Genomic DNA, 15,237 nt, shown 5'->3' with positions numbered 1-15,237 from the left:
CAAATGGGCCAGCTTTTACCTACGTACTAAATGGCCCTGCTGAGACACACTTTTTGGTGTAATTCCGTAAAAGACCGTTCTATTGATTGTCTATGCAGCTACCTTTCCTTGCCACACTGGCTGCCCTAGGGCTGGTAACCACCTCTCTTTCTGCTCAAACTGCTCCGCCGGCCCACACCGTATTTCTACTCGGCAATACGGCCCAAGGCGAGCTACCCACCGCCCGCCTGCAAGCGCTGCATCAAACGCTAGCCCGCCAAACCACGCCCTTCACGGTAGTGCACCTAGGCGACATTGTGGCCAATGAAGGGCTGGCGGCCAAGAAGGACACCGCCCTCTCGCAGGCCGAACGCAGCCGGGCCGACGCCCTCATTGCACTGGTGAAAGACTTGCCACTAGGCAAAATCTACTTTCTCCCCGGCGATAAAGACTGGGCCAACTCGGGCCGCGACGGCCTGAAAGCGGTGCGCCGCTTAGAGAAATACATCGAAAAGCAGCTGCCGGGCCAGAATGCCTTTTTGCCCACCAACGGCTGCCCCGGTCCCGAGGTGGTAGACGTGGCCCCGCTGGTGCGGCTGGCGGCCCTGAATACGCCCTGGTTTACGCACCCCTACGACCGGCCCGAGGCACCCGACACCGATTGCAAAACGCTGACCCAAGAGGAGTTTCGGGAGCAGATGCAAGACCTCATCGACGATACCAAGGGCAAAAATTTGCTGCTAGTGGGCCACCACCCCGTGGTGACCAACGGCGTGTACGGCGGCCACGAGCCGCTGAGCCGCCACCTCAGCCCGCCGGTCCTAGGTACCATTTACGCCGCCTACCGCCAGAATGTGGGCACACCCCGCGACCTCGCCAGCCCCGGCTACCAGGCCCTGCGTAAAGAACTGCTAAACACACTGCAAAGCAACCCCGGTGTGGTGTACGCCGCCGCGCACGATTTCTCCTTGCAGCTCACGCCCTTGCAGGGTAATTACCACCTAGTAGCCGGCAGCTTTGCGAGTAGCCAGCACGTGGGGGTAAGCAATATAGCGCTTTATAATAAGAAGGAGGAGGGCTACGCCACGCTGGAATACTTTGCCGATGGCACGGTAAAAAACCATTTCTACGCCTTCGAAAGCGAAAGCCAGCCGGCCACAGAGGCCTACGCCGGCACGCTGTTTCGCTCGCCTTGCGCCACAGATACGGCTTCGGGTGTTCCAGTCAATTCGTTTATCGTGGACTGCTCCGGCGCGGCCCAGACGCCCGCCGAGCGCCGGCCCGACGTGCTCATGCCAGCCGCGACGGTGGTAGTGCCCGGACCTGAATACAAGGCCAGCGGCAGTAAACGCTTCTTCATCGGGCCGCTCTACCGCACCTCGTGGCTGCAGCCAGTGCGAGTGCCCACCCTCGACCTAGGAACCGAAAAAGGCGGCCTACGCCCCTTTGGCCGGGGCGGTGGGCGCCAAACAACTTCGCTCAAGCTTATCGCGGCCGACAGCTCGGAATACGTGTTTCGGTCGGTGGACAAGGACGTGACGACCATTTTGCCGCCCGAGTTGCGCAATTCGTTTGTGGCGCCCATTCTGAAGGATATTACGGCCACGGCCAATCCGTATTCGGCGCTGCCCATTAGCGCTATGCTCGACCACACAGACATTTTGCACGCCCGGCCGCGCCTGTTTCGGCTGCCCGACAACGACCAGCTGGGCCCCTACCGCCAGGACTACGCTGGCCTGCTCGGCACGCTCGAAGACCGACCTAAGGACCCGAAGCCCAATCTGCCGGGCTTCGGCAACGCCGATGAGGTAATGCGCTCGTACAGTCTTTTTCGCAAGCTCTACAAAAACCACGACAACCGGGTAGATGCGCCCAACCTAGCCCGCGCCCGCGCTTTCGACATGCTGGTGGCCGACTTTGGCAAGCACGAAGACAACTGGAAGTGGGCCGGCTACGACCAGGGCAAGGGCAAAGGCACTATCTATAAGCCCATTCCGCGCGACCGCGACCAGTCGTTTACGCTTTGGAACGGGCTGCTGACCTACCTCGCCAACCGCGAGTGGGCAGTGCCGAGCATCGAGGATTTTCAGGCTGAGTTTCATGACATGAAAAGCCTGAACTGGCCTGCCCGCCACCTCGACCGGTTCTTGCTGCAAAGCCTGACCCGCCAAGACTGGCAGCAGGCTGCTACGTACTTGCAGCAGCAACTCACACCCACCGTCATTGACGAGGCCACTGCCACACTACCCGCCGAGATTCAAACTCTGTCGGCCCAAGATATCAACCGCAAGCTCAAAGCCCGCATTCAGGCGCTACCCCGCGCTGTGGACCGCTACTACCAGCTGCTAGCCCGGCGCGTGGACGTAGTGGGCTCCAATGAAAACGAGATTTTCAAAGTAGAGCGCCTGGCTGGTGGCCGGGTGCGCGTGCAGGAGTTCGGCCGCCGGGGCGACACCCAGGAGCCCAACGGCCCGGCGCTGTTTGACCGTACGTTTGAGCCCCAGGAAACCAAGGAAATCTGCCTTTATGGCCTCGATGGACAGGATAGTTTTCAGATAACGGGCCAGGGCGGGCGACGCAGCATAGTGGTGCGCATCATCGGGGGCGCGGGCAAGGACCACATCGCCGACGACAGCCGCGCCAGCGGCCTGCGCCGCCTCACCAAGGTGTACGATACGCCCGGCACCGACCTCAACCGCGGCCCCGAAACCGACGACCACCGCAGCACTAGCCGCACCATTAATCTCTACGACCGCGAGGCGTTCGAATTTAATAGCTACGCTCCCCGCCTAGGTCTGTTTTACAACCGCAATGACGGTATAGGCTTGTCGCTGGGCCTGGGCTTTGTGCGCCAGGGCTTCCGCAAGCCCGACTACAGCCACCGCTACGATTTTGCGCTGCAAACCTCCACGGGCGGCCAGTTTCAGCTGTCGGCCAGCACAACTCACCGCCACGCCATCGGCAAGGTCGATATTGGCGGAGCCGTAAACTATGGTAGCTACTTCCCCTTCTACAACTTCTTTGGCATTGGCAATAACACAGCCATCAATCAGGATTTATACGACGCTAAATTTTACCGTGCCCGCTACAAAGGCATCACGGTGAATGCGTTTGCCGAGCGCACGTTTTGGCAACGGAGCATTTTCCGCGTTGGGCCAGCGTATGAGTACTACACGTCGAGCTACGACGACAACAGCCAGCTCGGCCAAGACCTACGCCAGCAGCTACCTGGCCAGGATAATACCCGCCCCAACGCTGACTTTCAGCGCCTAGTCGGCCTGAATGCACTGCTGGACCTTGACTTGCGCAACCGTCGGGTATTTGCCCAGCGCGGCGTGCGCCTAGTAGTGCGCCACGACTCGTACCGCCAGCTAACGGGCTACCAAGAGTTTTATGGCCTCACGCAAGGGTCGGCCGAGTACCTAGGGACTGCGCGACTGGGTATTCCAATTACGCTGGCGCTGCGTGGGGGCGCAGCCAAAAACTACGGCAATTCCGACCACATTCCGTTCTACAAGCTCACTAGCCTGGGCCTGGCCGAAAACCTGCGCGGCTACTACCGCAATCGCTTCAGCGGCGATGCCAGCTTGTACTACAATACCGAGCTACGCTTCGCCCTAGGTCAAAGCAAAAACCACTTCCTGCCCTTCTATTACGGCCTGTTTGGCTTCTACGACCAGGGCCGCGTGTACTATCAGGGCGCCTCGCCGGGCGGCTGGCACCGGGGCTACGGTGGTGGCTTTTACCTGGCGCCAGTGGTCGAGACGCTTGCCTTCTCGGTATCGTACCAGCTATCAGAAGAAAATAGTCTGATTCAGTTCGGCCTAGGCTTCCGCATTGACAAATAGAAGCGCAGATTCAAACGAATTTTTAGAATTTCGCACTCAGCCTATCGGCCGCAGGCTGAGTGCTTACGAAGCCAACTTTTAAGCGGGCGCGCTGTACTATAGGCAGCATAAGCAGCACAAATGGCCTGCGCGCCCCAACTTTGCAGCTTAATCGTCATTCCTTCGCATAGCTAGCTTGCGCAGCAAGTCTATCTGCGAAATCCTAAAAATCCGTTTGAACCTGCGGTCTATGGAGTATCAGCTTACCAAATTAGCCGCCATCGATATCGGCTCCAACGCCGTGCGCTGCCAGATATCGGCAGTGCTTTTTTTTAATGGCCGCTACCGGCTCAAGCGCGTCGAGTATGTGCGCTACCCCCTGCGCCTCGGCGAAGACGTGTTTGCCACCGGCGAGATTCCGGCGCGCAAAGCCGATAAATTCGTCAAGTTCCTGCACTCGCTCAAGCTATTGATGGAAGTGCACGAAGTGTCGCACCACCTCATTTGCGCCACATCGGCCATGCGCACTGCCGCCAACGGCGCGGCCGTAGCCGAGCGCGTGCGCCAAGAGCTTGGCCTTGACATACAAGTGATTGATGGCCAGGCCGAAGCCGAGTACATCAACCGCGTAATCGAGCATCTACTCGAAGACAACCGCCACTACCTGCACATCGACGTGGGCGGCGGCAGCACCGAGTTCAACATCTACCACGACCGCCGTAAGGTGGCCGCGCAGTCGTTCGAAATCGGCTCTATCCGCCGCATGCAGCAGGAAGAAAGCGGCCGCACCGTGGAGCAGATGAACGGCCTGTGGCAGCGCATGGAAGCCTGGGTGCGCGAAAATGCCCGCCGCTACCACGTTACGCGGGCCATTGGCACGGGTGGCAACATCAATAAAATTTACAGCATGTCGCCGGCCGCGCCCAACAAGCCCGTGACCAAACGTAGCGTGCAGGCCATCTTGGAGCGCCTAGGCAAGCTGACCATGGACGAGCGCGTAAACGTGGCTATGCTCAACCCCGACCGTGCCGATGTGATAGTACCCGCCGGCCACATCTACCTTTCGGCCATGGACTGGGCCGGCGTCAGCAGCATGATAGTACCCGACATTGGCTTGAAGGATGGCATGTTGCAGGCCTTGTTCGAGCAGTACTTCGACGAAATAAGCCCCACTGTGCACCCCAGCATTTTGCCGGTGGCCGATGTAGAGAACGGGCCGCTGGTGTAGGGCCTAGGTACTGAAAAGGGGCGCTGACTTGAGTAAGTCAGCGCCCCTTTTCAGTACCTAGGTAGCAGTGATTAGGCGGTTTCGTCTACTACCGTCGCGGCAATGTCGTCTTCGTTTTCGACTTCGGTTTCCAGTAGCGCGTCGCCCTGGCCAAAGCTGTCGGCACCGTCTTCTACCAAGGCGGGGGCTACGGCAGCGGCGGCTTCGGCATTAGCAGTAGCGGCGGCCAGGCGCTGGCGGCGAGCGGCCTGCTCGTGCAGCAGGGCCAGCAAGCCGTCAGGCGTAGCTTGAGCTAGGCGCTCTTCGTCGGGGCGGCGGTAAAAATCTCGGTGGATGTTCACGGCGGCCTCGCCAGCAGCGGGCTGCTGGCGCACGTAAGCCCCGTCTTCGCGCATGAGGTAGCTATTCTGATTATCCAGCAGGTTGAGCTGCAAAATGGCAATGGCCTCGCGCCGCAGCTGCGGGTTGGCAATCAGAAATAGCGCCTCAATGCGCCGGTCGAACGAGCGTACCATGGCATCGGCCGAGCCAGCGTAGAGGCGCGCCTCGCCATTATGGTGGAAGTAAAACAAGCGGGCGTGCTCTAAGTACTCGCCCACGATGCTGCGCACCTCGATGTTTTCGCTCAGCCCCGGCCGGCCTGGCCGCAAGCAACAGATGCCCCGCACGATAAAGCGAATGGGCACACCGGCCTTGCTGGCTTTGTAAAATTCGTCAATCAGCTCGCGGTCTTCCAGCGAGTTCATCTTCATCACGATGCCGCTGGGCAGGCCTTTTTTGGCGTTTTTAGCTTCTTCCCGTATCAGGTGAATGAGCTGCTGGCGCATATCCTTGGGCGCCGTGATGAGATACTCGTAGTCGTCGGGCTGCGAGTGGCCCGTGATTACATTGAAGAATTCCGACACGTCGTGGCCATACGTGTCGTTGGTCGTCAGCATACTGAGGTCGGTGTACAGGCGCGAGGTTTGCTCGTTGTAGTTGCCCGAGCCAATATGCACGTAGCGCGTTACCTTCTCCCCTTCCTTACGGATAATCATCAGCATCTTGGTGTGGGTCTTATACTTACCCACGCCGTAGATGACGAAGCAGCCGGCCTTTTCAAGCCGCGCGCCTTCCCGAATGTTGCGCTCCTCATCGAAGCGCGCCTTCACCTCAAACAGCACCGACACGTGCTTGCCGTTCTCGGCGGCCTTGAGCAGCGCAGCCGATACACGCGAGTCCTCCGCCAAGCGGTAGATGGTCTGCTTGATACCTAGGACCTGCGGGTCTTCGGCGGCGCGCTCCAGCAGCCGCACCACCGGCTCAATGCTGTTGTAGGGGTGGTGCAGCAGCACATCGTGGTGCTTGAGGTACTCAAACATGTTGTCCTCGGCGCCGTCGGGCAGGCTTAGCGGGGCCACCGGAGCAGGCTGCTTGGCTCCCTTGCCCCGGAAGCTCGGGTACCGCAGAATCTGGTTAAGCCCTTTTAAGTCAAGCAGCCCCGGAATCACGAAGATGTTGCCGTTGTCAATGTTCCAACGCTCGCGCAGGATATTCATCAAGTACGACGAGGCATCGGGCTCGACCTCTACGCGCACTACGCGGCCGCGCTTACGGGTTTTAAGCCCTAGCTGAATCTCCTTGATAAAGTCAGTGTCAATGTCTTCTGACTCTTCCAACGTAAAGTCGCCGTTGCGCGTAATGCGCAGCAAATCAGCCGATACTATCTCCACATTGCGGAACAGCTTGGGCAGGTTCACGCGCACGATTTCCTCAATCGGCACGAACACCGCCCGGTCCTTGCGCGTGATTTCAAAGAAGCGCGTCAGGTTCTGCGGAATCTGCACGAAGGTGAGGCGCTCCTGACCCTTCTCCACGTCGGGCATCGAGGCGGGTGCCATGCTGCCTACTTCGGCCGTGCTCAGGCCCCGCGTCACCACCCCAAAGGTCAGGACCTGGTTCATGATGAGCGGGAAGCCGTGGTAGGAGTCGTACACCATCGGTGTAAGTAGCGGAAACACGGTGTTTTTGAAGTAGCCTTCCACCTTTTTCAGCTCCACCTCCGTCAGCTCCTCCATCTTGCGGATACTAAAGCCCTGCTTCTCAAACTGCGGCTTTAGCTCGTTTAAGTACGTCAGCGATTGGTCGTTGACGAAGCGGTGCGCAAAGTCGAGCAGCTTGCGCCGAAACGGCAGCTCGCGCAGTCCCGAGTAGTCGACGCGCTCCTTGCCATAGTCAAGGTAATTATAAAGCGAGCCCACCCGAATCATAAAGAACTCGTCGAGGTTCGAGCTTGTGATGCTCAGAAACCGTAGCTTGTCAAACAGCGAGCGACTCGGGTCCTTAGCCTGGTCGAGCACCCGGTAATTAAAGCGCAGCCAACTCAGGTCGCGGCTGATATACTTGCTTTTGCGGATAAGGTCGGCAGACTTGAATAGCTTCATCGCAGATTATAACGGATTTGTCAGATTTAACGGATACGCCCGCCGGCGGCGGGCTGACTGGCGCAGATAGGCAAAATAACGACCTAGGGCCTGTCGGTAGCCTGTGCGTGGCAAAAGAATAACACGCCGCAGGTTAAAACAACGCGTATTTCTGCTACCTATATACGGTAACTATCACGCTGAGAACGCAAGAACCCCGGCCTTATTAGAGGCCGGGGTTCCGTTGCATCTTCTGGGTTCTGTGTCGCTAGGTCTGGTGCGAGCTACTAGCGGCGGCCCATGCCGGGCATACCGCCACCTTTCATGCCGCCCATCATTTTGGCCATTTGGGCCATGCCGCCTTTAGTCTGGCTCATCTTGTTCATGGTGCGCATCATCTTACGCATGTCCTCAAACTGCTTCATCAGGGCGTTTACCTGCTGAATATCAGTTCCCGAACCAGCCGCGAGGCGGCGGCGGCGCGAACCGTTGATGAGGTCAGGCTGGGCGCGCTCCTGCTTGGTCATGCTCTTGATGATAGACTCCACAGGCTTGAAGGCGTCGTCGTCGATTTCAACATCCTTCATCATCTTCGAGGCACCGGGTATCATACCCACCAGGTCCTTCAGGTTACCCATCTTTTTAATTTGCTCCAGCTGACCTAGGAAGTCGTTGAAGTCAAACTGGTTTTTGCGAATCTTAGCGTTGATGCGCTTGGCCTCGTCTTCGTCGAACTGCTGCTGCGCCCGTTCTACCAGTGAGATTACGTCGCCCATGCCCAGGATACGCTGGGCCATACGGTCGGGGTAGAAGAGGTCAAGCGCCTCCATTTTCTCGCCCGTCGAGATAAACTTGATGGGCTTCTCCACCACGGCCCGAATCGAGAGGGCCGCCCCGCCGCGGCTGTCGCCGTCGAGCTTGGTGAGCACCACGCCATCGAAGTTGAGGCGGTCGTTGAAGGTTTTGGCGGTATTCACGGCGTCTTGGCCGGTCATCGAGTCCACCACAAACAGCGTTTCGCTGGGGTTGATGGCTTTTTTAACCGCCTCGATTTCGCGCATCATTTGCTCGTCCACGGCCAGGCGACCGGCGGTGTCGATGATGACTACTTTCTTATTGTTCTGCTTGGCGTAGGCGATGGCCTTCTGCGAAATCTCGACCGGATTCTTGTTTTCCGGCTCCGAGTACACTTCCACTCCAATTTGCTCACCTAGGACCTTCAACTGGTCGATAGCGGCCGGGCGGTATACGTCGCAGGCCACCAGCAGCACATTGCGGTTCTGCTTTTTGATGAAGCTGGCGAGCTTGCCGGCGAAAGTCGTTTTGCCCGAGCCTTGCAGGCCCGAAAGCAGCACCACGGCCGGGTCGCCCTTGATGGTAATATCCTTTTTCTCACCGCCCATGAGCTGGGTCAGCTCATCGTACACGATTTTAACCATGAGTTGGCCCGGCGACACCGTCGTGAGCACGTCGCGGCCCATGGCCTCTTCTTTTATCTTGTCGGTTACCTCCTTGGCAACCTTGTAGTTAACGTCGGCATCAACGAGTGCCCGCCGAATTTCCTTGATGGTGGCGGCAACGTTGATTTCGGAGATGGAGCCCTGCCCTTTGAGGGTCTTGATAGCCCGGTCGAGCTTAGAGGAGAGATTATCAAACATAATGTGCGGCTAAAGGCGAACTTTCTGGCTTACCCAACTATTTCGCAAGGCCTGGTAAGGGAGTAAACACCAAACGGCCTATTTGAATTTCAAAGGTACAACTGGCGAGGCTGTGGCCTAGGCGTAGTTTTGCCGCCTGAATTTACTGAGAAGTTGTTATGTCTGCCCCACCCCTACGCCTGCTCGTGCTCACCTATTACTGGCCGCCTTCGGGCGGGGCCGGCGTGCAGCGCTGCCTCAAGTGGGTAAAATACCTGCCCGGGCTCGGCGTAGCGCCCACGGTTATCACCGTCGACCCCGACCAGGCCAGCTACCCCGTACGCGACGAAAGCCTGCTGCACGAGGTGCCGCCGAGCGTGCGTGTCATTCGCACGCCCACCCTAGAGCCATTTGAGTCGTACCAAAAGCTGACCGGGCGGGCCGTGCCGCACGGCGGCTTCGCCAACGAGGGCAAGCCGAGCTTCACGCAGCAAGCCATGCGCTTCGTGCGGGGCAATTTCTTCCTGCCCGACCCGCGTCGGGGCTGGAACCGATACGCACTGGCCGCCGTGGATAAGCTGCTGGCCGCGGGTGAGAAGTTTGACGCGGTCCTCACGTCCTCACCGCCCCACTCCACCCAACTCATTGGCCTAGAAATCCAAAAGAAGTACGGCCTGCGCTGGCTCGCCGACCTGCGCGACCCTTGGACCGACATCTACTATACCAAAGACTTACACCGCACGCCACCCGCCACGTGGCTCGATGCGCGCTACGAGCGCCAAGTGCTCACCCGCGCCGATGCCGTGCTCGTGACCAGCCCCGAGACTGAGCGCCTATTTCGCCGCAAGCTGCCCGACCTAGGCAAAGGAAAAATAGTGGTGCTACCCAACGGCTATGATGAGCCTGATTTTCAGCAACCTTCGGCGCCGCCCACCGACTGCCTGCGCATCACGCACACCGGCACCATTTCGGCGCGCTATCGGATTGACAATTTGCTTAAGGCTATTGCCGAGTGCCAGCAGCGCTACCCACAGGTGCCGTGGCGGCTGCGCTTTGTAGGGCAGGTCGATGCTGGTGTACGCGAGCAGGTAGCCGCAGCTGGCCTAGGTGAGGCGACGGAGTTTTTGCCGTTTGTGCCGCACCAGCAGTCGGTAGCGTATCTCATGACCAGCAGCGTCTTGCTCATGGCTATCCCCGACGTAGCTCTGAACCGGGGCATCTTGCCGGGCAAGGTCTTTGAATACCTAGCCGCCTGCAAACCTGTGCTGTGCGTGGGACCCGCTGGCTCCGACGCCGACAATGTGCTACGCGAAGCCGGTGCTGGCCAGGCCCTTCCCTACGATGACTATCCGTTGATGATGAGTACCCTAGAGCGCCTAGCGCAGCAGTGGCAACAAAGCCCCGACCTCGACCTGCGGAGCACCAAGCCCATGCGCTACTCGCGCCGAGGGCAGGCGGCGCAGCTAGCCGAGCTAGTGCGGGCGCATGCGGCGGCCTCCTAGGGTCCGTGCTTGCGCGTGCTCGGTTACCTGAGCCGTTGGCTCCTGCCGACTAGTGCCCGGCGGGAGCAAGCCCCGCACCCTACGTATTTTTGTCGTTTCCTACTAGATTTTTCAATGGCTCTCGACCTCAATGGCAAGTCGCTGCTCATCACGGGCGGCACCGGCTCCTTCGGCAAGCAGTTTGTGCGCACAGTTTTCAAGCAATATCCGCAGGTGCGGCGGGTTATCGTGTTCTCGCGCGATGAGCTGAAACAGTATGAGATGAGCCAGGAGTTTCCGCACAGCAAGTATCCGGCCATCCGCTTCTTCATCGGCGACGTGCGCGATGCCCAGCGCCTGCAACGCGCCTGTGAGGGTGTCGACATCATCGTGCACGCCGCGGCACTCAAGCAGGTGCCCGCCGCCGAGTACAACCCGATGGAGTGCATCAAAACCAATATTTTCGGCGCTGAAAACGTGATAAACGCCGCCCTCGACTGCGGCGTAAAAGATGTAGTGGCCCTCAGCACCGACAAAGCCGCCGCGCCCATCAACCTCTACGGCGCTACCAAGTTGTGCTCGGACAAGCTTTTTGTGGCGGCCAATAACATGAAGGGCTCGCGCGACTTGCGCCTCTCGGTGGTGCGCTACGGCAACGTAATCGGCTCGCGTGGCTCGGTAGTACCGTTCTTCTTGCAGCAGCGCCACACGGGCGTGCTCCCCATCACACACCCCGACATGACGCGCTTCAACATCTCACTCGAAGAGGGTGTTGACCTAGTATTATATGCGCTGGAGCACGCCTGGGGCGGCGAGATTTTCGTGCCTAAAATTCCCTCCTACAAAATCACGGAAGTGGCCCGCGCCATCGGGCCCGACTGCGAGCAGCGCATTGTGGGCATCCGACCCGGCGAGAAGCTGCACGAGGAAATGATAACTCAGACCGACGCGTTGAGCACCGTCGAGCTACCACGCTACTACGTCATTCTGCCCGCTACGCCTCCGTGGGACGTCGAGAAATTTATCACGCACTTTGATGGCAAGCGCGTACCAGAGAACTTCCACTACGACTCGGCTAATAACGAGGAGTGGCTGTCGGCCGAGCAGATTCGGGAGGAAATCCGGTTGCACGTCGATGCTTCGTTCAGCTTATAGCTTTACCCTTTAGCCCGGTCCTTCTTGACTAAAACGCTTTAGCTAGCCTGTAGCTAAAGCTGTTTATTCTGCTTGCTGGCGCGCAAACGCTGCGTTAATAATATTTTTTTATAAAAAGAGTAATCCAGTTTGTGGGTTACTCTTTTTTTTTGGAAGTAGCACTTTTGCGCGCCTCACACCAGCTACTTACCTCATAAGGCTAGGCACTTACTGCCACGCTCCGACATCCGTGGCCCCCTCAACTCGACACTCCGGTTGAGTTTATTTCAATATTAAGCACATCCTTTCTCAGAGGATATTCCAACTGTTGCGCTTCGATAGCGGCTGGTCACTTGTGCTTATCAAACCGGGCAAGAGGTTTTGACCGTACTTACCGGCCATTTTTACTAAATGTGTTAGTTGCATTTGTATTGTGCTTCTGCGGGAAGGCATTTCCATTGGAAAGGTTTGCGACAATTTGAAAAGTTCAACTTACGCGCATTCTTACAATCTACGAATTATGCAGCCTAACAGCGCTGATTATATCTTTGCAACTCAGAATAAAAGCTCATCAATAATACTTGTATTAGTCTTTTATTATTTGAGATATGAATCAAAATAATGCAATGCGAATTTTCAAAAATGGCAGTTAAAATATTTCAAAAAATAATACTATAATTATAACCTTACTACGAACACGTACGCTCTTCTCTCCTTCCAATAATTTTCTGCATTTAACCTCGTTGTGAAACACCCTTATCACCTAATAATTCCGTTTTTTTTAGCAAGTGCGCCTTGGATGGCCCATAGCCAAGCACTTATCAATACACAAGTCAGTGGGCAAGTACTAACCGAAGGTGACGAGCCTCTAGCTGGCGCTACGGTACTGCTAAAAGGCACCTATGTAGGCACGAGCACCAATAGCACGGGCGAGTTTATTTTATCGACAGCGGGTCTCACTTTTCCACTGACACTGAGTGTGTCATACCTAGGGTATGAGACGCAGCAAGTAACCCTTCAGAACCGGAGCGACCAGGTGATGGTCACGCTAATACCAGACCGGGCAGCGGCCAAACAGGTGGTCGTAGCGGCCTCCCGCGAGGAGGAAAACATTCTGCGCGTGCCAGTGACTGTGGAGAAAGTGACGCAGGCACAGATTAGCCAGTTGACCCAGCCCGACTTGCTGAACAGCCTCACACAGTACAAAGGCATCGACGTGAATGTGAACAGCATGCTCAACAACAGCATCAGCACGCGAGGCTTCAACTCGGCCTCGTCGGAACGCCTGATTCAGCTGGTTGACTACATGGACATTCAGTCGCCGAGCCTAAGCGCAGGTTCGGGCAACTCGCTGGGCTTGCCTGATATCGACGTGGCCAGCGTGGAAGTGCTCTACGGCCCGTCGTCGGCACTGTATGGAGCCAACGCCTTTAACGGAGTAGTGCTGCTAAACTCGCGTGATGCATTCACCGACCAAGGTCTTGATGTGCGCTTGCGCGGTGGCCAGCGCGACTACTTCGACGGGCAGTTCCGCTACGCCCAGCGCTTAGGCAACCGCTGGGCCATCAAGCTGACGGGCAGCTACCTGACAGCGAAAGACTGGATTGCCGAGAACTACGATGCCCAAAAGCCCTCGGGACTGGTGGTGGTGAACAACCCTGCTGGCTCGGGCCTAGGCTATGACGCAGTGAACCGCTATGGCGATATAGGTAACACCTTCACCTCAGGCGCGTTGACGGGCAAAACCGTCTTTATGCCGGGCTGGACGGAGCGCGAGCTGATTGCCAACGACGACCGCGCCTCGCTCTACCGCGTGATACCCTCGGTTTCGTACCTGTTGACAGATAAGGTGAAGGCCACCGTGCAGTTTGAGCGCGCCCAGGGCACCAACACGGTGCAAAGCACAGTACGCCTGCGTGCTAAGAACTTTGCTACCAACCAGTACCGCTTTGCGCTAGAAGGCGACCGCTGGTTTGTGCGGGCCTACCAGACGCAAGACTTTGGCAATGGTACCTACAACCTGGCCTACCTAGGCGGCTTTATGCAGAGCGCCGTGGACCCGACCACGGGCGTATCATACGCAGCCGGCTATTTTGGCCGCTACGCCCAGGCTTACAACCAAACCTACTACACCAATGGCGGCAACGAGGCCTTGGCGCAAGCCGCGGCCCAGACCGCCGCTGCCTCAGCGCAGTTGGCAGCAGGTAGCGAAACTTTTAACACGCTACGTACCAACATAAAAAACAACGATACCCCGGGCCAGGGGGCGCGCATTGGCGCCAGCTCGCGCCTCAATGACATTAGCGCGCAGTATAATTTCCGCCTGCCTTTTGTGGACCTCATCGTGGGTGGGGCCTACCGCCAGTATCGGCTTGATGATAGCGGCCGCCTATTCGAAATTAACGACGGCAAAGGCACACACAACTACGAATATGGTGGCTACGCTCAAGCTACCAAAACCCTGCTGAACGACCGCCTGAAGCTAGCTGCCGCTGGCCGCCTCGATGAGTTTAAGAACTTTGGCCAAGCCTTTTCGCCCCGTGCCTCGGTGGTGTACTCGCTCGGCAACGACAAGCAGCACAACTTCCGGGCGTCGTACAGCCGCGCCTTCCGGTCGCCAACCCAGTACGACCAGTACGTAAATATCGACCTAGGCGCGGCCGTGTCGAAGGGCAACGTAGGGGCAGGCTACCAAGGCTACAGCACGGCGCTAGGTGCCAACCTAGGCCAGGTGTTCACCAGCGCTAACCCACCCGCTGAATTGGCGAAGTACGCCGTTACTATCGCGCCCCTAAAGCTGGAGGAAGCCAATTCATTTGAAGTAGGATATAAGGCGCTGGCTGGCGAAAAGCTGGTACTAGACCTAAGCTATTACCGCAGCTATTACCGCAACTTCGTGGTGGGCAGCCAGCCACTAATCGGCAACACCGATGGCAGCCGTCCTACGTTTGCACAGGTAGCAGGCGCCGCCCAAACTGGCTTCCAGGACCCGCAACAGCCAACGCGCGTGCTGGTGGTATCGGGCAACCTCGACCTCCTGGTACGCAGCCAGGGCGCACTAGCTAGCGTTACGTATAATGTGAATCGCGCCTTAAACCTGACTGGTAACTACGCGCTGAACGTGCTACTCAATTCGGAGAGCGAAGTACCGTTCTACAACACGCCCAAGCACAAATTCAACGTCGGAGCCAACGGCGCGCTTACCCGCCAGCTAGGCTATAGCCTGAACTACCACTGGGCCGAGGGACACCGCTACTACTCCACCTTCGCCGATGGCAACCTAGCTACCTACCAAAGCTTCGATGCGCAGGTACACTACGCGGTGCCCAAGCTCAAAACCACGTTTGAGCTTGGTGGCTCCAATCTATTTAACACCAACAACGTGCAGCTATACGGCGGCCCCCAGATTGGGCGGCTAGTGTATGCCGGCCTGCGCGTATCTGTGAAGTAACTACCCTACCCTTCCGCTCTTTTTATATTCCATTTAATATGTCGTTCTGTCGCTGGTTGCCTGCATTGTTTTTGGTCGCACTTAGCTGGGTAGGCAGC

General features: G+C 57.7%; 7 protein-coding genes. 5 read left to right on the top strand and 2 right to left on the bottom strand.

The annotated features are described in order from the left end of the window. Positions 1 to 92: 92 nt before the first annotated feature. The gene (locus JAO77_RS04440) at positions 93 to 3,827 is read left to right on the top strand and encodes a BamA/TamA family outer membrane protein (RefSeq protein WP_198989086.1); all 3,735 of its coding nucleotides are present in this window, start codon (positions 93 to 95) and stop codon (positions 3,825 to 3,827) included. A gap of 229 nt (positions 3,828 to 4,056) precedes the next feature. Further along, a complete protein-coding gene (locus tag JAO77_RS04435; protein WP_198989085.1) occupies positions 4,057 to 5,034 on the top strand; it encodes a Ppx/GppA phosphatase family protein in 978 nt (325 codons plus the stop codon). 71 nt (positions 5,035 to 5,105) lie between these two features. Here the strand turns inward: JAO77_RS04435 and ppk1 are convergent, their stop codons facing one another. Together ppk1 and ffh are read right to left on the bottom strand one after the other, a co-directional pair. Next, the gene (ppk1, locus tag JAO77_RS04430; RefSeq protein WP_235998206.1) at positions 5,106 to 7,457 is read right to left on the bottom strand and encodes a polyphosphate kinase 1; all 2,352 of its coding nucleotides are present in this window, start codon (positions 7,455 to 7,457) and stop codon (positions 5,106 to 5,108) included. Positions 7,458 to 7,723: 266 nt separating this feature from the next. Next, positions 7,724 to 9,094 carry a signal recognition particle protein gene (ffh, locus tag JAO77_RS04425; RefSeq protein WP_198989084.1) on the bottom strand — a complete coding sequence of 457 codons (1,371 nt, stop codon included), beginning with the start codon at positions 9,092 to 9,094 and terminating at the stop codon, positions 7,724 to 7,726. A gap of 158 nt (positions 9,095 to 9,252) precedes the next feature. On the opposite strand from ffh, the gene JAO77_RS04420 reads away from it, so the two are divergent. From JAO77_RS04420 to JAO77_RS04410, 3 genes are all read left to right on the top strand, one after another. Beyond that, a complete protein-coding gene (locus tag JAO77_RS04420; RefSeq protein WP_213019313.1) occupies positions 9,253 to 10,575 on the top strand; it encodes a glycosyltransferase family 4 protein in 1,323 nt (440 codons plus the stop codon). Between the two features lie 114 nt (positions 10,576 to 10,689). Further along, a complete protein-coding gene (gene pseB, locus JAO77_RS04415) occupies positions 10,690 to 11,709 on the top strand; it encodes a UDP-N-acetylglucosamine 4,6-dehydratase (inverting) (protein ID WP_198989083.1) in 1,020 nt (339 codons plus the stop codon). 778 nt (positions 11,710 to 12,487) lie between these two features. Beyond that, on the top strand, positions 12,488 to 15,139 hold the full coding sequence (locus JAO77_RS04410) for a TonB-dependent receptor (RefSeq protein ID WP_198989082.1): 2,652 nt from the start codon (positions 12,488 to 12,490) through the stop codon (positions 15,137 to 15,139). Positions 15,140 to 15,237 lie beyond the last annotated feature (98 nt).

Origin of the sequence: Hymenobacter sp. BT559 (genome assembly GCF_016427535.1) — a bacterium.
In the GTDB taxonomy this organism is placed as follows: Bacteria; Bacteroidota; Bacteroidia; order Cytophagales; family Hymenobacteraceae; genus Hymenobacter.
This window is presented reverse-complemented; position numbering and strand designations above follow the sequence as displayed.